The sequence below is a fragment of the Bdellovibrio bacteriovorus genome (assembly GCF_001592745.1).
GTDB lineage: Bacteria > Bdellovibrionota > Bdellovibrionia > Bdellovibrionales > Bdellovibrionaceae > Bdellovibrio > Bdellovibrio bacteriovorus_B.
On the sequence record NZ_LUKD01000008.1, the window covers coordinates 41,456 to 60,142 of the forward strand.

Consider the following 18,687-nt stretch of genomic DNA (forward strand, 5'->3'; position numbering starts at 1 on the left):
AGCGCCACTCGCGAAAGAGTCCTTATGAAATCGCTTGTCCTTTTTCTTTTAGCATTTCCAGGCATCGCGCAAGCCGCAATGCCTGTTCTTTCCTATAAAAACGTTCAATGCCGTTACACGGAAAACGACAAGCTTGTTAAGGAGCAGACAGTCGCACTTATGACCCTTGTCATTGAAGACAGTTTGGGTCGTTTTGCGCAAATTCAGTTCGGCGACGACGCTAAAAAGATTCAATATCAAATTCTAATTGAAGACGATCTAAAGACAAAAGACAGCGTCGTGATTCTGCAAAATCTCATGGTCGATAAACTGGAAAGTTCTTCTGAGCTTTCGGGAAAAGAAGTAAGCTGGGTTCGTATCGCACAGGGCACACACAGTGTCCGCTGCGATTTGAAACCATGAATGAAAAACACACATTTTTAGTCGACGAAAATTTATTGGGTTTGGTGCGCTGGTTGCGCATGATGGGCTTTGATGCCGCGAGTTTCAAAGCTCTTTCCGACGATGAACTCTTAAAAATTGCCTATCATCAAAAGCGGATTCTTTTAACAAAGGACCGCCTTTTTTTTGCCCGCATGCCTGAAAACTTGGGATACCTTGTTCAAAGCGAAGAGCCCGAAGATCAGCTTGTTGAAGTTCTTAAGCACTACCGAATCATGCCCGATGAAAATGCTTTGTCTCGTTGTTTTAAGTGCAATACGCCGATCGAAGAAATTGATCGCGACAAAGTAAAAGATAAAGTCGATGCAAAAACCTTTTCTATTTATCAAAGCTTCTTCTGGTGCCCTCACTGCCAGAAAGTTTATTGGGAAGGTTCCCATTTCAGTAAAATGCAAAACAAAGTGGAAGAAGTTCGCAAGGCTTGTAAGTTTGACGAGTGATGGTTGTCTTTGAATCAAACGGCCACAAGTTCATGTCCGACAACTTAAGTAGTTCAAAAGGTTAAGTACCACAGACGGGGCTGATCTGATTAGAAATAAAAAAGGCCCCGGAATCCCAGGGCCTTTTTTATTATTTTTCTAAATTTTAAAATTAGAACGGTTTGTTGATCGCGATGTAAGCGGCAGAGCCACCCAAGATCCAAAGAAGGATCGCGATAGGCCAACCGAAGTAACCTTTTCTTTTCACCAAAGAAATAGCCACGCCCAAAACTAACCAGATACCGATCTTAGCTTGCACCCACGTTGGCAAACCTTGAACCATTCCCAAGCGAGCTGCCATACCAAAACCGCTGACAAGAACCAAAAGAAGACCCACACCATGAGTAGCATAAGCCATGATGCGCGCGCCTTTCGTCAAAGTGAGTTTTGCGAAAGCCGGAATGAGAAGTCCTCCGAAACCAAAAAACATGATCATGAAGCCCAGCATGTGAAGGACTTTATAAAACTGATAGGACATTGATGCGTCTCCTTTTATTCTTCTTCGTTGAGGCCCAGGTGTTTCATCACGCGGGACAGGTCTTTTCTGATTCGAGTTAGGTGCGCCTTGTTTGCCAAGGTCTTAAGAGAATCACGCAACGGCTCTAGAGGGTAACCTCCGTAAGCACCCGGCTTTGTGACATCGTTCGTGACGCCAGAGCGTCCAGCAAGAATCACTTTGTCGCCAACATTGACGTGATCTGAGATCGCGGCGTCTCCGCCGATCATGCAGTTATTTCCGACGGTGCTAGAGCCTGCCACCTTAAAACCTGCGGCCATCACACAGTTATCACCGATGATAACGTTGTGGGCGACGTGACAGAAGTTATCCATTTTCGTCCCATTGCCGATACGCGTTTCAGTCAAAGCCGCGCGGTCAATTGCGCAGTTGGCTCCGATTTCGACGTGATTTCCAATAACCACGCGGCCGATTTGCGGGATTTTTTTGTGAGTACCTTCTTTGGTCATCGCAAAAGAAAATCCGTCAGCGCCGATTGTCGTGTGAGGATGAATTTCGCAATAAGAACCTAGGGTGCAGGAAGCTCCGACGAAAACTTGTGGATGCAAGATCGTGTGGTCGCCAATTTCGGCGTAGTATTCAACAACAGTGTGGGCGCCAATAGTGCAGCCGTCGCCGATTTTAACATGTTCACCGATCACTGCAAAGGGGCCGACTCCCACGTTTTTTCCCAAGTGAGCCGTCGGGTGAACGAAGGCGGTCGGGTGGATTTTTGTTTCTTGGTTGAAGCGATTCATCTTTCCGTCAAAAAGGGGAAGGATGGCTGCCATCGCCAATTGCACGTTCGCGGCTTGGAAGAAGGTGGTCTTAGAGTCCGCAGGAAGTTGCAAAGCTTTGTGCGCCACGATGATGGGAGCTTGTGCTTGCAAAGCGGAATCAAGTTGCTCTTTCTTCGATACGAAAATCAAACTTTGTGCGTCTGCTTTTTCGGGTGGAAGAACCTTCTGAGCCACTGCTTGCAGCGAACCAGAAACGAAAGAGAGATCGGAAGAATTTAGATCTTTGATAACTTCAGCTGTAATCATAGTGATGCCTCGCGCTAACACTTAACAATTATTTTTTTGATGTCAAGTCACTGGGTGATAGTATAAACCAGCTAATTAAACACTTTTGATTCTTTCTCACCTTTAATTTTAGAGAGGAACTGAGATGGCGAAAAAGGCTGCGAAAAAGGAAGCACCTGCGGCAAAAGCAAAAAAGGCAGCAGCAAAACCAGTAGCAAAACCGCAACAAAAAGCGGCGGCAAAACCTGCGGCGAAGGCGGCAGCTAAACCGGCTGCGAAACCAGTGGCGGCAAAACCCGCTAAGCCAGCAAAGGAAGCGAAGGCTGAAAAGCCGGAAAAAAAATCAGCTCCCGTTGAAGCTCCAGTGAAAGCGGAAAAGGCAGAGAAAAAGGCGAAAGCAGAACCCGTTGTTGAAGTCGCTGAAAAAGCTCCTAAAAAAGAGAAAAAAGCTAAGATTGATAAAAGCGGGCTGTCTGAAGATCAAGTGAAGTGGCATGAACTTCATGAGAAATACAAAGCCGTCAAAGCCCCTGCCTACAGCATTTCTGGGCAGTTTGAAGCTAAAACTCCGCTGCAACATAAGATCTTTGGCTGGGGATATGTTCTATCGAATGAATATGACCGTTTAGAGGTGCTTTTCGAGGACGGAAAGCGAATGCTGATCAGCAACAGAAAGCTCTCTTAAGGGAGAGCTCTTCTAAAAAAGGTATTGCAAGCAGCCCCTTTCTGACCTACTAATTTATCTGCATGGCAAAAGACGATTTAGTACAAATTGACGGAAAAGTAATCGACGCCCTTGCGGGTGGCCTTTACAAAATTGAACTTGATAACAAAGCGATCATTAACGCAAAACTTTGCGGAAAAATGAGACGTTTTAACATTCGTGTCGTGGTCGGTGACCGTGTTAGCGTGGGAGTTTCTCCTTACGATCCAACACATGGTCTGATCATGTTCCGTCACAAATAATTGATTTAATTTAACTCAACCTTAAATTCCCAATTAAATCTAGAGGTTCTATGGATCAGGCTCTTCAGAGTTATTTGGCTCGTATTGTCCCAACTGTTCCCGCAAAATCAGCACAGGCTGTTATTGAGCTTGCGGCAGAGGGCGCTACTGTCCCTTTCATCGCTCGTTACCGTAAAGAGAAAACTGGCAACTTGGACGAAGTTCAAATTCGCGCAGTCATCGAAGGTCACGAAACTTACAACGAAATCGTCAAGCGTAAGGCGTTCTTGATTAAAGAAATCGGAGAACAAAACAACCTTACCGCTGAAATCCAAAAGCGCATCGAGCTTTCTTGGGATTTGGGCGAACTTGAAGAGATTTACAAACCATTCAAGAAAAAGAAAAAAACCAAAGCGACTATTGCCCGCGAAGCTGGCTTGGAACCTTTGGCAAACTGGATCTGGGAAATGGGCCACGGTTTGATCAAAGACGATCAAACAATGGAAATGAAGGCAAAGAACTTCCTCAACCCGGCTGCAAAAATCCAAACATACGAAGAAGCGCTTAAAGGCGCTCAAGACATCATCGTCGAAAAAATCGCCAATGATGCGGATCTTCGTGCGATGGTTGCGAAAAACTACAACGAAAAAGGCCGTATCGTTTCTAAAGCGGCTAAGGGCTTTAAACCAAACTCTAAGTACGACATGTACAAAGAATTTGAAGAGCCCGTTAAAAACTTGATGGATGCGAAAAACAATCACCGCTACTTGGCGATGAGACGTGGCTGGCAAGAAGAAGAGCTTTCGGTTGATGTGAAAGGCGATGACGAAGACATCTTGAAGTCTTACGAAAAATTCGCAACGTCGACTCCGGACAATGCTATCGGCGACTACTTAAAACAGTGCGCTCGTTTGGCATTGAACGTTTACGTTCTTCCATCAGTTGTGAATGAAGTTCACCGTGTTCTTAAAGAAAAAGCGGACACAGACGCTATCAACGTTTTCGCTGAAAACGTACGTAAGCTTTTGTTGGCTTCTCCTTATGGACCAAAATGTGTATTGGGTGTCGACCCGGGTTTAAGAACGGGTTGTAAGGTAGCTTTGATTGATAAATCTGGCGCTTTCATTTCTCACACAGTTCTTTACACTTTGGGTGACGATGCCGACAGAAAAGCGAAAGCTCTTTTCGGTGACGTGTTAAAACAAATTCAAATCGAAGCGATTGCTGTCGGTAACGGTACTGCGGGTCGCGAGACAGAATCTTTCCTAAGAAAAGTTCTAAAAGATCTTGGTAAGAACATTCCAGTGGTGATGGTTTCTGAATCGGGTGCCTCTGTGTACTCAGCTTCAGAAGCCGCTCGTGAAGAGTTCCCGGATCTGGATGTGACAGTGAAAGGTGCGATCTCGATCGCGCGTCGTTTGCAAGATCCTTTGGCGGAGCTTGTGAAGGTAGATCCTAAGTCTATCGGTGTCGGGCAATACCAACACGACGTCAGCCAATCCCAATTGAAAAAATCATTGGAAGCCGTGGTTGAGTCTTGCGTGAATGCTGTGGGCGTTGACGTGAATACAGCATCGGCGGCTTTATTGTCTCACGTTGCGGGCATCGGTCCGGCGTTGGCAAAAGGCATCGTTGAGGCTCGTAAGAAAACTCTTTTCACAGACCGTTCTGAGCTTTTGAAAGTACCAAAATTCTCTGCAAAAGTTTTCGAACAAGCAGCGGGTTTCCTAAGAATTCCTTCTGGAAAACAAGTTTTGGATTCAACAGGTATCCATCCAGAGCGTTACCAAGCGGTGACGGACATGGCGAAAGATCTTGGTGTTTCTTTGAGCGAAATCATCGGTGAAGGTGCTAAGAAGTTGCTTGCGCAAAGAACAAAATGGGCTCAGCTAGTCGGTGAGTTTACTTTTGATGACATCGTGAAAGAGCTTGAAAAACCAGGTCGTGATCCTCGTGATCCGTTCAAGGTTTTCCAATTCCGTGACGACATCATGGAAGTGAAAGACCTTCAGGAAGGCATGATCTGCCCAGGTATCGTGACGAACGTAACGAATTTCGGTGCGTTTGTGGATATCGGTGTTCACCAAGATGGTTTGGTGCATATTTCTGCGCTTTCTCACAAGTTCGTGGATGATCCTCGTAAAGTCGTGAATCCAGGCGATCATGTGACTGTTAAAGTTCTTAAAGTAGACCAGGTGAAAAACCAGATCTCTTTGACAATGAAGATGGATGACGCTCCAGAGGCTTCAGCGCCTCGTGGTGAAAGACGTCCTGATCAACGCGCCGGCGGTCCAAGACCGGCTGGTGGCGGCCGTCCTCAGGGCGGTGGCCGTGATCAACGTCCTTCCGGTCCTCCACCAAAACCTGCAAATCCGTTCAACAACCCATTTGCAGCATTGATGAACGTTCCAACGAATAAAAAATGATCGGCAGGTCGCAGTGCCGAAGCGCCTTCGGGCGCGTAGGCTGAAGCAGCTTTCCCGAAAAAATTTAAAGGAGAATTAACATGGCAGTAAAAGGCAAATCTAGAAAAGGCATCCGTCATAAGAAAAAAAGAATTGCGACTAAAAAACGCATGATCAAAGCAAAAATCCGTAAGTAAGATTTTTGAGATTTGAAAGATTTAAGCCCGCTTTCCTTAAGGTGCGGGCTTTTTCTTTTCCAAAAGGTGCCAGGGAGCTTTCGGCTCGACCTTTGACACGCTGACACCTTTGTTTGAAGTATCAATTAGTGATACCGGCCTTCGTTTCCGTTGCGGCTTATTCGAATTCTCTTTAGTGAGGGCTTTCTTTCGGGCTATCCTTGTCAGATCAAGGAGGTCCTATGATCGTTCAACCTCATATCCTTACTAAGGCTCTGGATGCGGCTTTAAGCACCGGTGCTGACTTCGCGGATATTTTTCTCGAGGACACTTATTCTTCTCAACTTTCCATTTTAAATTCAAAACCAGAACAAGCTATCGTGGGCCAGCTTTACGGAGCGGGCATTCGTTTGTTTTTCGGGCATGAAATTGTTTACGTAACCACCAACGATCTATCTGAAGACGGCTTGGTGAAGGCCGCTCTGAATGCGGCGAAAAGCCGTGGTCAAGGGGATGCCAAAAAATCCATGCCTTTGATGCAAGTGCCATTTGATTCCATCCATACTTACGGTGAAAAGCCTTGGGAGATGGATCGCGCTAAAAAACTTCACTGGTTGAATTCAGTGGATCAATACTCACGCGCGCGCAATTCGGCGGTCACTCAAGTCGAAGCGGGTTTGAATGAAAAATTTCAGAAAGTGCAAATCGCCAACTCTCGCGGTTTGATGGCTTATGATGAGCGTGCTTACAGCCGCATTCGTATGGAAAGTTTTGTTGAGCATAACGGTGTGAAAGAAAGTGCCTCTGAAGACGAAGGTCACATGGGAACTTCTGAAATCTACGATCAAATCGACCTTAAGTCTTTGGCCGAAATGGCGGTCGATCGTGCCATGATGCTGACAAAAGCTGATTATGCTCCGGCGGGTGAAATGCCGGTGGTGATTGATAACGCTTTTGGTGGCGTGATCTTCCACGAGGCTTGTGGACATGGATTAGAAACTACCAGCGTCGCTAAAGATGCTTCGGTCTTCTGCGGTAAGCTCGGACAAAAAATCGCTCACGAAAGTGTGACGGCGATCGATGATGGAACGATTGAAAACGGTTGGGGTTCTTTGAACCTTGATGACGAAGGAAATAAAACTAAGAAGACGACTCTTATCGAAAACGGTGTTTTGAAATCCTATATCGTCGATGAAATGGGTTCTCGTCAAACAGGTTACGAAGCGACCGGCAGTGGTCGTCGTCAATCCTACAAGTATGCTCCAGCATCTCGTATGAGAAACACCTACATCGCCGCCGGAAAAGACAAATTCGAAGATATGATTCGTGACGTGGATTACGGATTGTACGCAAAGAAAATGGGCGGTGGCTCAGTCAACCCAGGTACAGGTGACTATAACTTCCAAGTCGGCGAAGCGTACATCATTCGCAACGGTCGTATTGAAGAAGCCGTGAAAGGCGCTTGCTTGATCGGTCGCGGAATCGACACACTTGGAAAAATCACCAAAGTTTCTGATGATTTGAAATTGGCTCGCGGTATGTGCGGCTCGGTCAGTGGATCTATCCCTGCTGCCGTAGGACAACCACAAATTCTTGTTTCCAGCCTGATGGTTGGGGGGAGAGCGAAATAATGGATGCTATTAAATCTAATTTCGAAAAAATCGCTCAGCAAGCTCGTCAAGACGGCGCCAAAGTTGAAATGCTTTTGTCGGGTGGTGAGAGTCTTAGCATTGGTTACCAAAAAAAGAAGTTGGATGCCTTTGAGTCGACACAGTCTCAGATGGCGGGGTTCCGTGTGATCTTAGGTGGGAACCAAGGTTACGCTTACACCGAAAATCTTTCCGAAGAGTCGTTGGTAAGAACTTATCGTGAGGCTTTGAATAACGCGAAGACCGTGCAAAAGGGCGAAGGCTTTGAAGTGCCTTTAGCAAAACCTGTCGCACATCAATCCATGAATCTTTTTAATCCTGAAAATATCGAAATGGATAAGAAGATGGAAATCGCGCGATTGCTTGAAGAAAAATGTTTAAGCAAGGATGCACGTGTGCAGTCCGTTCCGTATTCCAATTTTGATTCTTCCGTGAGCTTTAAGCGCATCTTAAACTCGGAAGGTTTGGATCAAGAGTTTAAACAGACCTATTATTCTGGTTATGCTTACCCTTTGGCAAAAGAGGGGGAGTCTTCGAAAATGGGTGGTGAAGGATTCTTTGCTCGTAAATTTTCAGAAATCAATATCGACCAAGTGGTTGATGAAGGTGTTAATAACGCAGTATCCAGACTGGGAGCACAAAAGCTGACAACTGGAAAGTATGCTGTCGTGATCGACCGTACTCAGTTCCCCATGATTTTAGCCATGATTAATGATTATTTTTCTGCCAAAGAAGTGCATGAAGGAAAATCTTTGTTCGATGGAAAATTGGGTCAGAAGATTGCCAGTGAAAAGTTTTATCTGGTGGACGATCCATTTGAACTTCGTGGTTCTGCGGTCAGACCCTTCGACGATGAGGGCTCTTCTTCACAAAAGACAGTTCTATTCGAAAAGGGCGTCTTAAAGAACTTCTTAACGAATTTAGAATACGCTAAGAAGATGTCGTTACCTCACACCGCTCATGCAAGTCGCAGCCCGGCTTCTCAATCGTCGATCGCGCCGACAAATTTGATTGTGGCTAAAGGGACAAAATCTTTGCAGGAACTTTTAAGTTCTTATGAAAAAGTTGTTCACCTCAAAGAATTTTCGGGGGGCTTGCACGCGGGCTTTAAAGAATCCACAGGGGATTTTTCTATGCCAGCAGAAGGCTTCTTATATGAAAACGGAAAGCTCGTGGGCGCTATTGACCAGTTTGTTATGTCTGGAAATGTGCTGGAGCTTTTACGTGATATTGAAGAGCTGGGGAATGAATACAATAAACCCGGCAGCTCTCGTATTTGTCCTGATGTTCTTATCAAAAGTCTAAGCTTTGCTGGCGCTTAATAGCCTAGCGAAGTTCCACTTTTCCTTCTTTAGTGAAGGGGATGGTCGCAAAAGAAAATTTCGCATCCCCTTCAATTTTATACGGCAATTCACCCGAAGTTAAAATAGAAGCCACGTGTCCCATCAGGTCGCCATACTTCACAGGTAATGGCAGTTCGATGTTGGCGTCCTTCGATGCAGGAACCTTGATCGCCTTATCTGTTTTAGAGGTTGTGAGTTGTTTATCGCCCACAAAAACTTTGTACGCCACTTCTTCCACTTCGATGTCAAAACGATTGGGATTTTGCACGTTCACGACAAAGACCAATGTGGTTCCTGAAAGATTTGTATCTTTCGCATAGACGTTTTCTAGCTTCGCCTCCGGTTTTTCAGCAAACCCTAAAAGACTTTTGCCCGAACAGGCCGTCAGCACAGAGAGAAATATAAAAGCCAAAGTCCAAAATTTCATTCTTGTTTCCTTTAAAGATTAAACTTAATCGCTCGCACCCTTGGTCGCAAGCGGAAAGTCTGTTGGGCAAATACAGCTCCATACCTATTTGGACCCATGATAAATTTTGGGAATGGCAGGAAGGAGGTTCACGATGGGAACTTGTGAAAATTGTGGCAACGTCTATGATAAGGCTTTTCGAGTGACGATCGGCGACCAAGAACATGTGTTTGATAGTTTTGAGTGCGCTATCAATCAACTGGCACCTCGTTGCGAGCATTGTCGTACACGCATCATAGGGCACGGACTGGAAGCGCAGGGAAAGATCTATTGCTGCGCTCACTGCTCTCATGCTGACAATGTGAAAGAGTTAAAAGATCGAATTTAAATCGTGGAAGGTTCTAGGGGAACCCCTAGAACCTTTGTTCATTATTTCTACGAGCCGCATCTTCCGACAACCGCGTCGCCGCCGATGGTGAAATCGCGGAATGAGAATCCATGCCTAGCTTTTTGGTGTTATGCACGGTAGGCGTGGGTAACAGGGTGTTTGCTAAAGACAAGATGTCGGCATGAATTTCTGGAAATAGATTTTGAAATCCGATCGCCAGTTTGGCCGGAATCGAAATTGTCAGTTCCGCCTTTCCATATTTCATCGCGCGAATAATCTGCCGAGCTGCTGACTCCGCACTCACGGTAAGAAGCGGCATTGAGCCTGAAATAGAGAACCATGCAAATTCATTCTCATGTTGGCCGCCAAACTCGGCATGTCCTTGAGAACCCGTGCGCATAAGTCCCGGGAATACGGTCGTCACATAGATGCCATCCTTCATCAGTTCGGCTCGTAAAGTTTTAGAATAGCCCGCCAGTGCAAATTTTCCTGCACAGTAAGGTGCAAGGTGAGGCACGGCCATGCGACCGCCGATAGAGCTGATATTGACGATACGACCTCCGTCTTTCATCAAGTAAGGTCTTGCCGCTTCAATGATGTTGAACGGAGCCCAGAAGTGAACATCCAGAGAATCGCGGAACTCTTGCTCTGTCGCGTTGACGTAGGGCATGACAGAAATGATGCCGGCATTGTTGATGACCACATCCAGACGCTTAAAGTGATCTATGCATTTACTCACGGCAAGCTTTGCATGTTCCGACTTCGTCGAGTCGCAAATTTGATAAATCACTTGAGAGTTCGGGTGATTGAATTGGATCAAGTTTTGCGCCTTCTTAAGCTCGTCTTCGTCGCGCGCAAGCAGGCACACCGATGCACCTTCTTCGACAAGTTGATTTGCTAAGACAAATCCCAGGCCTCGAGAGCCTCCAGAGATCAGCACCACTTTTCCCTGAAAACTAAAGCGACGAAGAGCTCCTTTAACGAGGTCATAGGCAAGATATCCCAAAAGTCCCAAACCCACATATTTCGCAAATTTGTTGGATGATTTCTTTTTCATGTCATATCCCTTTAATATTCTTTGTAGTGACGGCCGCGGCGAAGGTCTTCCTGAAAGCGTTCTTCCGTATTGTTTTCGTTATGGTGATATTCGAAATTTTTTTGATGATTGCTCCCCATATGTGGGTAGTGATGATCTGAATGGCACTCGCGGAAACGGTCCTGACAGATCTCGTTGTAGCGATCTTGCGGGGCCCAGTCTGAAATATTTTGCGGTTCGTTCAGATATTCACTTCGTTGAGCATGACGGCGACGACCGCGATTGTAATCACGGTTCATACTTTCATCGGCATTGTCATAGTTGCGGTCGCGTTCACGACGTGATTCACGTTCGTCGTCGGCGTCGCGATAGCCGGCTCCATGATTCCCCTCGCTGTAGTTTGATACTGGACGAGATCGATGTCGGGGGCTTTCTTCTCTCTGCAAGCGATGAGGCCCGTGATATCTTTCACTGCCGTGCGATCCTTGTTGTCGAGAATAGTTGTCCTGCGGTGATCTGCGATGTGGCATGTGTTCCTCCTTGTGCATACACGTCATTCCTTGGGAAGAGTTGCAAAAGCGGAACCACTTTAAAAAAATGAGAGGAAGAGCTGAGGGAGTTTCAGGGGCACATCTCCGTGAACGAATTTGACGAAATGCCCCGAAGAAATTTATTTCTGTTTAAGAATCGCGTTCGCAATTTCTGTGAAACCCAAGCCGCCTCTTTGTTGAGACACATACGTAGGTTTGTTTTTGATCTGATCAATGAAATTTTGAATGTTCGCCACCGCAAAGCTATGCGGGAAATAGGCAAACATGGGCTCATCGTTTGGGGAATCCCCACTGAATCCGCAAACTTTCTTGGCCTCGTCGGCCGTGACGGAAAATTCTTTTTCTAAAAATTTGAGTGACATCGTCAGCTTGTCGTAAGCGCCAAACCAGCCATTCACATGAATGGAGCTGACTTTGGCCTGAGCGCCATGGGAGTGAAAGATGTCCACAATTTTTTGAACTTCGGCCCGTGGCAAAGCGGCAACATCTTCGCAAAAGTCGATGGCTAAATCCATCAAACGACAAAACTGGTCGCTTGCTAAATCACAGCCCGGAACTTTTTGCAGAATTTCTTTTTCTAGCGCGTTTAGTTTTTTACGATTCTCGCTTTGAGTTTTTTCATCGAAGAAAAAGTGACGATGCATTTTTTTTCCGTGATAGCGGAAGTAGAATCCGCCGTTTTCTCCGACAATGCCGCTGACGGGCCAAACGCGGGCGATCATTTCACACCACCCAGCAGGGCGGCCAGTTACCGGAATCACGTGGATTCCTGCCTCGTGAAGTTGCCACAAAGCTGTGTAAGCTTCAGGACCTAAAAGGCCTTCGTCAGTCAAAGTGTCATCGATATCAGTCAGAAGAAACTGCAGGCGTTCAGAGAAGTGAGAAACATTTTGCATGCTTAAATTATCAACCTGGTTCCTTTTTTAAACAAAGGGAAGCAGGTACCTTTGGTATGGCTTGTCAAAAATTAGACTTGCACCTGAAAGCAATCGCCTTCATTTTTTGTCTATATATATAGGTCGGGCTGCAAGAGTCGTTATCCCTCGACTTTGGATGAGCCCTTAGGAATTAGAGCATGGCCAAAAAAAGTGAAGCATCTGATGGTATCAAGCTGGTCGTTGTGGAGTCCCCAACGAAGGCTAAGACCATTCGTAAATTCCTCGGGAAAGATTATGTGGTTGAGTCCTGCATGGGGCATATTCGTGATTTGCCACAATCTGCGAAAGACATTCCTGAAAAAGTAAAAAAAGAAAAATGGGCCCAACTTGGGGTCAATGTAGATAAGAACTTCGAACCTCTTTACTGCGTGCCTAAGGACAAGACTAAAGTCGTAAAGAACTTGAAGGACAAATTAGAAGAGGCCACGGAGCTTTACCTCGCGACCGATGAAGACCGCGAAGGGGAGTCTATCAGCTGGCACTTGCTTGAAGTTTTAAAGCCCAAAGTTCCAACAAAGCGCATGGTGTTTCACGAGATCACTAAAGACGCGATTCAGAAAGCTTTGAAGGATACGCGCGAAATCGATTTGAACCTGGTGCGTGCGCAAGAAGCGCGTCGTATTTTGGATCGTTTGGTGGGTTACACGATTTCTCCACTTTTGTGGAAGAAAGTAGCTTACGGTCTGTCTGCGGGTCGCGTGCAGTCCGTGGCAGTTCGCCTGATCGTTGAAAGAGAACTTGAGCGCATTCGTTTTAAAAAATCCGCTTACTGGGGAGTTCTTGCTGAACTTTCTAAAGATGGTGTGAACTTTGAATCTCGTCTGCAACAGTACAAGAATCAAAGAATCGCAACGGGTAAAGACTTCGATGGGCTTACGGGTCAGTTGACGGCCGGAAAAGATGTTCTAGTCCTTGATGAAAAATTAGCAGCAAAACTTGCGGCCGATTTGAAAGCGGGGAACTGGACAGTTACGGAAGTTGAAGAAAAACCAACTTTCAGAAAACCGGCACCGCCATTTATCACTTCGACTTTGCAACAAGAGGCGAACAGAAAATTAGGTTTGAGTTCGCGTGAAACCATGCAAGTGGCTCAAAAACTTTACGAGCAAGGTTTCATCACTTATATGCGTACGGATTCTACGTTCTTGTCGAACGAAGCAATCACGGCATCTCGTGATTCTATTGGCAGCAAGTACGGTAAAGAGTATTTACCACCGCAACCACGCACTTACGCGGCGAAAAAAGTCAAAGGCGCGCAAGAGGCCCATGAAGCGATTCGTCCTGCTGGAAATCAGTTTATGGATCCGGATGAAACAGGTCTGACAGGCACTCAATTCCGCCTTTATGATTTGATCTGGAAACGTACGATTGCATCGCAAATGGTGGATGCTCGTCAGAAACAAGTCAGTGCAAAAATTCAAGTGGGTGAAGCTTTGTTCGGGGCTTCTGGTATGACGATTGAGTTTGCCGGTTTCCTTCGCGCTTACGTCGAAGGCAGTGATGATCCGGAAGCAGATTTGGCAGAACGCGAAGTGCGTTTGCCAGCTCTGAAAACAAAAGACAGCGTGAAGTGTGCGAAGCTGGATCCGACATCTCATGAAACAAAGCCACCGGCTCGTTACACAGAGGCCAGCCTTGTACAGACTATGGAAAAAGAAGGTATCGGTCGTCCGTCGACGTACGCCTCTGTCATCGGAACTATTATTGATCGTGGTTATGTTCGTAAAAATGGCACGGCTCTAGTTCCGACATTCACGGCGATGATTGTTTCAAAACTTTTGAGCAGCTATCTTTCTGAATACGTCGATTTGGGTTTTACTTCTGAAATGGAACAAAGCCTGGATAATATCGCGGATGGCGATTTAGATTGGGAAAAGTACCTAGCTTCGGTTTATAAAGGCCCTAAAGGTCTGCGTGCGCTCGTTGATACTCAAGAAGAAAAAATCAATCCGGATGAAGCGCGTACGATGACTTTGGAAGGCATGGATAGATATAAATTCCACGTCGGTCGCTACGGTGCTTACGTCACAACGACTCGTGATGGGGAAGATGTCAGTGCTTCTTTGCCGGATAATGAATCTCCAGCAGACATCACTCCTGAGATCGCAGAAAAGCTGATTGATCAAAAAATCAATGGGGCCGATGCTTTAGGAAAAGACCCAAAAACAGGCTTGCCGATTTATGTGTTGAACGGCCGTTATGGTCCTTATGTTCAGTTGGGTGATGTGAGTCCTGAAGATGACAAACCGAAACGGGCGTCTCTTCCGCCGAACACACAGCCAGAGCAAGTGGATTTGCAAATGGCCTTGGATCTTTTGTCTTTGCCAAAACTTTTGGGAACTCACCCAGGGACCGGCAAAGAGATCAAAGCGGGCTTAGGTCGCTTCGGACCTTTTATCGTGCATGACGGTGACTATCGTTCGATTCCTAAGGGCGAAAGCATTTTCACAATCACGCTGGAGCGCGCTCTTGAGATGCTGAGCCAGCCGAAAAAGGGTCGTGGAAAAGCAGCTCCTTTAAAAGAGCTTGGTGTTTATCCTGAGACTACAGACGCAGTCCAAGTTTATAACGGACCTTACGGACCATATATTAAATGCGGAAAGGTGAACGTGTCTCTGCCAGAGGGAACAACTCCGGACACAGTGACCTTGGAACAAGCGGTCGCTCTTATCAACGAAAAGGGTGGACCCGCGAAGGGCAAAGGAAAGGCCAAAGCCAAGGGTAAAAGTGCGGGCGCGGCGAAATCCGCAGCTCCCAAAGCGGCTCCGAAAAAGTCTTTAAAGCAAGCTGAGACGGCGAAAGAAAAAGCGCAAGTCTTAGGTGTCAAAAAAGTAGTCACTCGCAAGTCAAAAAAGTAATTTGTTCATCCCCCTTTTCCCAAGGGGGATTCTTTGCTAAATTTGCTCCACGTTATTCGGTCTATGCGTTGGAGTTCGTATGAGTAACAGTTCCCGTAAGGGACAACTAGAATTAGGGATCAACCGTTCCCCAGAGAAAGATAGAAACTTTCATCTGGGCGGTCGTAGTTTCTATTTCTTCGACTTCGACGACAACATTGCTTTCTTGACCACACCTTTGATCCTTTTCCATAAAACCGATCGTCATGAAGTGAAAATCTCCAGTGGAGATTTCGCCCAGTATCATCAGTCTATTGGGAAATCCGGTCCGTATGCGGACTATGATTTAGATTTCTGTGACATGACCGGGACGTTCCGTAATTTCCGTGACCATCACATCGAGGATATTGAAAAGCTTCAGGGAAAAAAACAGATCTTCGTGCAGGATGTGGCTGAAGCCCTAGGCTTTCCTGATTTTCAGTGGAAGGGCCCGTCATGGGAATGCTTCTATCATGCGACGTTCAATCAACGTCCTTTGTCGGTGATCACTGCCCGCGGACATCATCCCGAAACTTTGAAAGACGGGATTCGCGTTTTTGTGCAAAACAAGCTTCTTCCTTTGGAGCCCAATTACCTAAGCGTTTATCCTGTGAGTCACAAAGAGACACGGGCACTTTTGGGAGACGCAGAACTCAAAGAAGGAACTGCGGAGCTTAAACAACGCGCCATCCGTGCGAGTGTGGAAACTGCGATTGAAACTTATGGTTACAATCCTCATCATCGCTTTGGGATGTCGGATGATGACCCCAAGAATATCCAACTCATCGCCGAGGAGATGACTCGACTTAAGGCGAGATTCCCCGAGATGTCTTTCTTCCTGATCGAGACTCAGCATGGAAATTTCGTGAAACATGAAATAAAGTTGGGCGGGCTTCGCGGTGAAAAAGTGGAGAACCTCTCACAACTGTCATTCTTCGAAGAAGATCGACAAAAGTCTTAACAATAAATAACAAGTCCTAATTTATAACGTCCTTCATAAATTGCATGCCTCCTTCTAAATCTTTGATAATCTAGTGAAATCAGTATGGCTTCCTAGAGGGGAAGCTGCATGGAAGGATCAGCATGAGTTCATTCTCAAATGGCGTTAAAGGTTTCATTATTGCCGGCTCTTTAGCCGTTTCCTCTTTGGCATCTGCCCAGTTGAAAGAGGGCTTAGAGTGCCGATATCTTACTGTGATCGAACAAGGTTTCTTAGCGAATCACGTGAAATATTCTAACCGCGATACAGAATTGCAAGTTCGCGTGATGGATCAATATCTGAAGCGTTTAGATCCTTCCAAAATTTATTTAACTCAAGCCGATGTTGATTCCATTAAAAAAACAGCCGGAAATGTTTTTGATAAAACGAAAAACCGTGACTGTTCATTCTTAGAAGCCACTCAGAAAATCGTTCTGCAAAGAGTGCAAGATCGCGCGGAGTTTGCAAAAAAATATCTGGGCAAAGATTTTAAATTCGATGCGCAAACGGAATTTACTTTTGATCCGGATAAAAAACCTTGGCCTAAAGACTCTAATGAAGCCAATGAGTATTTGAAAAAATACATTCAGTTCCAGATTGGTAACTATCTAGCGACCGACATGAAACTTGATGAAGCCAAAAAGAATGTAGCTAAGAACTACGAGCGTGCAGTGAAGAGAACTCAAGAAACTTCATTGGATGATTTATTCTCTGGCTATCTTGATTCTTTCGCGAGAGCTTTAGATCCACATTCCAGCTTCTTCTCTCGTGACGTGCTTGAAGACTTTGAAATCCAAATGCGCCTTTCTTTGGAAGGTATTGGGGCGACACTTTCTTCTCAGGACGGTTTCACAGTTGTTGAACAACTTGTACCTGGTGGCGCCGCTGCGAAATCAGGTTTGATTGAACCTCAAGATAAAATCATCGCTGTTGGTCAGGAAAAAGGACCGATGGAAAACGTGATCGACATGGATTTAAAAGACGTTGTCAAAAAAATCCGTGGTAACAAAGGCACGAAAGTGCGTTTGACGATCTTGCGTAAATCCGGTGATGCGAAAAATCGTTTCGATGTTACTTTGACTCGTGAAAAAGTAAATCTTGAAGACGAAGCAGCTTCTATCATTTATCAAGATAAAGAAATCAACGGTCAGAAGAAGAAATTGGGTATCATCAACTTCCCATCTTTCTATGCGGATTCTCGCCGTGGGGGGCGCTCTTCAGCTTCTGATATGAAAAAGCTGATCAAAGAAGCGAACGAAAAGAAAGTTGATGGCTTGGTGCTCGATCTTTCTAATAACGGTGGTGGATCACTTGAAGACGCGGTGAAAATCGCCGGTCTGTTCTTCCAAACTGGAAACGTTGTAAAACAATCTTCTAAAAACGAAGGTCGTGCAGAGTCTGCATTGCGTGATACGGATCCGGCTGTGGACTGGGCGGGACCGCTTGTCGTTTTGACCAGCCGTATTTCTGCTTCCGCTTCAGAGATTGTGTCTGGAACTTTGCAAGATTATAAACGGGCCGTGATCGTCGGTGGCGACCACACTTACGGTAAAGGTTCTGTTCAATCGGTATTGCCGATTCCAAATAATTTGGGCGCGATTAAAGTCACTGTAGGTATGTTCTTCATCCCTGGTGGCAAGTCGACTCAGCACCGTGGTGTTGATGCCGACGTGGTTCTTCCGGGTCCATTCAGCACGGATGATATCGGTGAAAAGTACATGGATTACTCTTTGCCTCCGAAAACTATCGAGGCGTTCTTGTCTCCAGATGCTTACGTGAAAGAAGGCCCTGGAACTTGGAAAGAGCTGAAGTCCGATTGGATCAAGTCATTGAAAGAAAGATCTGCGGATCGCGTTGCTAAAAACGATGAGTTCAAAAAGATCGTTGATGAGTTGAACAAAGCCAAAGCGCGCGGAAAATTAATCCGTGTCAGCGAAGTGCTAAAAGATAAAAACGAAAAAGATAAAAAAGAAAAAGCGAAAAAGACTGCTAGTAAGGCTAAGAAAAATGAAGAGTACTTAAAGCGACCTGATATTCAGGAAGCGGAAAATGTACTTCTTGATTTGATTCAGCTGCAAGAGGGGAAAGCTCTCGTGCCCCCCAAACAAGCCAGCGCCAAGTAGCTTCGTTCCACGTTCGTTGTTGTTAAGCCCAGAAGAAATTCTGGGCTTTTTTTTGCTTCGAACGGAGGGAGGGGAGGCTTCGAGCGACGGATTTGCGGTGGCAAGGAGGGGGTGGCAGCTTATGGCTCCAATCGCTTCGTGCGGCACGCGTCCTTGCTCATCGCCGCCGCCCGTTCGGGCGGTTCGCGCATCCTGCGCCGGCGAAGGCCGCACTTCGCGCTTGGTCCCTAAGCTGCCACCCCCTCCTTGCCACCGCAAATCTGTGCTGGAATTCCTTTTCCTTTCTTTGAAAGAAAATCCCGGAATTTGTTTTGAGTTTGGTCGTTTTTTCGTGGAATGAAGTGGCCTTTCCGGTGTTTTTTTGGTGGGAGGGCGGTTTAATTGGTTTTCAGCGGGTTTTTGGGGTTCTTTGGCCGTGACAAAAGCTTCTC

At 46.0% G+C, this 18,687-nt stretch carries 17 protein-coding genes; 11 read left to right on the forward strand and 6 right to left on the reverse strand.

What is annotated here, in order from left to right; genetic code table 11:
- Positions 1 to 24: 24 nt before the first annotated feature.
- Entirely contained in the window at positions 25 to 402 is a 378-nt protein-coding gene (locus AZI87_RS14815; protein WP_063208719.1) for a hypothetical protein, read from the forward strand.
- Positions 399 to 881 carry a Mut7-C RNAse domain-containing protein gene (locus AZI87_RS14820; RefSeq protein ID WP_063208721.1) on the forward strand — a complete coding sequence of 161 codons (483 nt, stop codon included), beginning with the start codon at positions 399 to 401 and terminating at the stop codon, positions 879 to 881. Before AZI87_RS14815 ends, AZI87_RS14820 begins: the two co-directional genes overlap by 4 nt.
- Before the next feature lie 151 nt (positions 882 to 1,032).
- Here the strand turns inward: AZI87_RS14820 and AZI87_RS14825 are convergent, their stop codons facing one another.
- Both AZI87_RS14825 and lpxD read right to left on the reverse strand, forming a co-directional pair.
- Positions 1,033 to 1,398 carry a hypothetical protein gene (locus AZI87_RS14825; protein ID WP_063208723.1) on the reverse strand — a complete coding sequence of 122 codons (366 nt, stop codon included), beginning with the start codon at positions 1,396 to 1,398 and terminating at the stop codon, positions 1,033 to 1,035.
- A 14-nt stretch (positions 1,399 to 1,412) separates the two neighbouring features.
- Complete coding sequence (gene lpxD / locus AZI87_RS14830; protein WP_063208725.1) at positions 1,413 to 2,462, reverse strand: UDP-3-O-(3-hydroxymyristoyl)glucosamine N-acyltransferase; 1,050 nt, start codon at positions 2,460 to 2,462, stop codon at positions 1,413 to 1,415.
- A 124-nt stretch (positions 2,463 to 2,586) separates the two neighbouring features.
- Here lpxD and AZI87_RS14835 point away from each other — a divergent pair, with 124 nt between their 5' ends.
- The 5 genes from AZI87_RS14835 to AZI87_RS14855 all read left to right on the forward strand — a co-directional run bounded on the left by AZI87_RS14835 (position 2,587) and on the right by AZI87_RS14855 (position 8,938).
- Positions 2,587 to 3,126 carry a hypothetical protein gene (locus AZI87_RS14835; protein ID WP_063208727.1) on the forward strand — a complete coding sequence of 180 codons (540 nt, stop codon included), beginning with the start codon at positions 2,587 to 2,589 and terminating at the stop codon, positions 3,124 to 3,126.
- 62 nt (positions 3,127 to 3,188) lie between these two features.
- Entirely contained in the window at positions 3,189 to 3,407 is a 219-nt protein-coding gene (gene infA / locus AZI87_RS14840) for a translation initiation factor IF-1 (protein ID WP_061836535.1), read from the forward strand.
- Positions 3,408 to 3,457: 50 nt separating this feature from the next.
- Positions 3,458 to 5,812, forward strand: a complete 2,355-nt coding sequence (locus AZI87_RS14845; RefSeq protein ID WP_063208729.1) for a helix-hairpin-helix domain-containing protein — start codon at positions 3,458 to 3,460, stop codon at positions 5,810 to 5,812.
- Positions 5,813 to 6,209: 397 nt separating this feature from the next.
- A complete protein-coding gene (locus AZI87_RS14850) occupies positions 6,210 to 7,598 on the forward strand; it encodes a TldD/PmbA family protein (RefSeq protein WP_063208731.1) in 1,389 nt (462 codons plus the stop codon).
- Positions 7,598 to 8,938 (forward strand): TldD/PmbA family protein, encoded by a 1,341-nt coding sequence (locus AZI87_RS14855; RefSeq protein ID WP_063208733.1) that lies wholly within the window; start codon positions 7,598 to 7,600, stop codon positions 8,936 to 8,938. Before AZI87_RS14850 ends, AZI87_RS14855 begins: the two co-directional genes overlap by 1 nt.
- 4 nt (positions 8,939 to 8,942) lie before the next feature.
- Here AZI87_RS14855 and AZI87_RS14860 read toward each other — a convergent pair whose 3' ends face one another.
- Entirely contained in the window at positions 8,943 to 9,386 is a 444-nt protein-coding gene (locus AZI87_RS14860; RefSeq protein WP_063208735.1) for an LEA type 2 family protein, read from the reverse strand.
- Positions 9,387 to 9,519: 133 nt separating this feature from the next.
- Here AZI87_RS14860 and AZI87_RS14865 point away from each other — a divergent pair, with 133 nt between their 5' ends.
- The gene (locus AZI87_RS14865; RefSeq protein WP_063208737.1) at positions 9,520 to 9,753 is read left to right on the forward strand and encodes a hypothetical protein; all 234 of its coding nucleotides are present in this window, start codon (positions 9,520 to 9,522) and stop codon (positions 9,751 to 9,753) included.
- A gap of 25 nt (positions 9,754 to 9,778) precedes the next feature.
- Here AZI87_RS14865 and AZI87_RS14870 read toward each other — a convergent pair whose 3' ends face one another.
- The 3 genes from AZI87_RS14870 to AZI87_RS14880 form a co-directional block, all read right to left on the reverse strand.
- On the reverse strand, positions 9,779 to 10,810 hold the full coding sequence (locus tag AZI87_RS14870; protein ID WP_063208739.1) for an SDR family NAD(P)-dependent oxidoreductase: 1,032 nt from the start codon (positions 10,808 to 10,810) through the stop codon (positions 9,779 to 9,781).
- 11 nt (positions 10,811 to 10,821) lie between these two features.
- A complete protein-coding gene (locus AZI87_RS14875; protein ID WP_063208741.1) occupies positions 10,822 to 11,319 on the reverse strand; it encodes a hypothetical protein in 498 nt (165 codons plus the stop codon).
- Between the two features lie 140 nt (positions 11,320 to 11,459).
- Complete coding sequence (locus tag AZI87_RS14880; protein ID WP_063208743.1) at positions 11,460 to 12,236, reverse strand: HAD-IIB family hydrolase; 777 nt, start codon at positions 12,234 to 12,236, stop codon at positions 11,460 to 11,462.
- A gap of 179 nt (positions 12,237 to 12,415) precedes the next feature.
- Between AZI87_RS14880 and topA the strand changes: the two genes are divergently transcribed.
- The 3 genes from topA (at position 12,416) to AZI87_RS14895 (ending at position 18,256) form a co-directional block, all read left to right on the forward strand.
- Complete coding sequence (gene topA / locus AZI87_RS14885) at positions 12,416 to 15,136, forward strand: type I DNA topoisomerase (RefSeq protein WP_063208745.1); 2,721 nt, start codon at positions 12,416 to 12,418, stop codon at positions 15,134 to 15,136.
- 79 nt (positions 15,137 to 15,215) lie between these two features.
- A complete protein-coding gene (locus AZI87_RS14890) occupies positions 15,216 to 16,115 on the forward strand; it encodes a hypothetical protein (RefSeq protein ID WP_063208747.1) in 900 nt (299 codons plus the stop codon).
- A gap of 122 nt (positions 16,116 to 16,237) precedes the next feature.
- Positions 16,238 to 18,256, forward strand: a complete 2,019-nt coding sequence (locus AZI87_RS14895) for a S41 family peptidase (RefSeq protein WP_063208748.1) — start codon at positions 16,238 to 16,240, stop codon at positions 18,254 to 18,256.
- Positions 18,257 to 18,687 lie beyond the last annotated feature (431 nt).

Coding starts and splice junctions, on each gene's coding strand:
- AZI87_RS14815 (WP_063208719.1), top strand. CDS start 25: ATGAAATCGCTTGTCCTTTTTCTTTTAGCATTTCCAGGCATCGCGCAA.
- AZI87_RS14820 (WP_063208721.1), top strand. CDS start 399: ATGAATGAAAAACACACATTTTTAGTCGACGAAAATTTATTGGGTTTG.
- AZI87_RS14825 (WP_063208723.1), bottom strand. CDS start 1,398: ATGTCCTATCAGTTTTATAAAGTCCTTCACATGCTGGGCTTCATGATC.
- lpxD (WP_063208725.1), bottom strand. CDS start 2,462: ATGATTACAGCTGAAGTTATCAAAGATCTAAATTCTTCCGATCTCTCT.
- AZI87_RS14835 (WP_063208727.1), top strand. CDS start 2,587: ATGGCGAAAAAGGCTGCGAAAAAGGAAGCACCTGCGGCAAAAGCAAAA.
- infA (WP_061836535.1), top strand. CDS start 3,189: ATGGCAAAAGACGATTTAGTACAAATTGACGGAAAAGTAATCGACGCC.
- AZI87_RS14845 (WP_063208729.1), top strand. CDS start 3,458: ATGGATCAGGCTCTTCAGAGTTATTTGGCTCGTATTGTCCCAACTGTT.
- AZI87_RS14850 (WP_063208731.1), top strand. CDS start 6,210: ATGATCGTTCAACCTCATATCCTTACTAAGGCTCTGGATGCGGCTTTA.
- AZI87_RS14855 (WP_063208733.1), top strand. CDS start 7,598: ATGGATGCTATTAAATCTAATTTCGAAAAAATCGCTCAGCAAGCTCGT.
- AZI87_RS14860 (WP_063208735.1), bottom strand. CDS start 9,386: ATGAAATTTTGGACTTTGGCTTTTATATTTCTCTCTGTGCTGACGGCC.
- AZI87_RS14865 (WP_063208737.1), top strand. CDS start 9,520: ATGGGAACTTGTGAAAATTGTGGCAACGTCTATGATAAGGCTTTTCGA.
- AZI87_RS14870 (WP_063208739.1), bottom strand. CDS start 10,810: ATGAAAAAGAAATCATCCAACAAATTTGCGAAATATGTGGGTTTGGGA.
- AZI87_RS14875 (WP_063208741.1), bottom strand. CDS start 11,319: ATGCCACATCGCAGATCACCGCAGGACAACTATTCTCGACAACAAGGA.
- AZI87_RS14880 (WP_063208743.1), bottom strand. CDS start 12,236: ATGCAAAATGTTTCTCACTTCTCTGAACGCCTGCAGTTTCTTCTGACT.
- topA (WP_063208745.1), top strand. CDS start 12,416: ATGGCCAAAAAAAGTGAAGCATCTGATGGTATCAAGCTGGTCGTTGTG.
- AZI87_RS14890 (WP_063208747.1), top strand. CDS start 15,216: ATGAGTAACAGTTCCCGTAAGGGACAACTAGAATTAGGGATCAACCGT.
- AZI87_RS14895 (WP_063208748.1), top strand. CDS start 16,238: ATGAGTTCATTCTCAAATGGCGTTAAAGGTTTCATTATTGCCGGCTCT.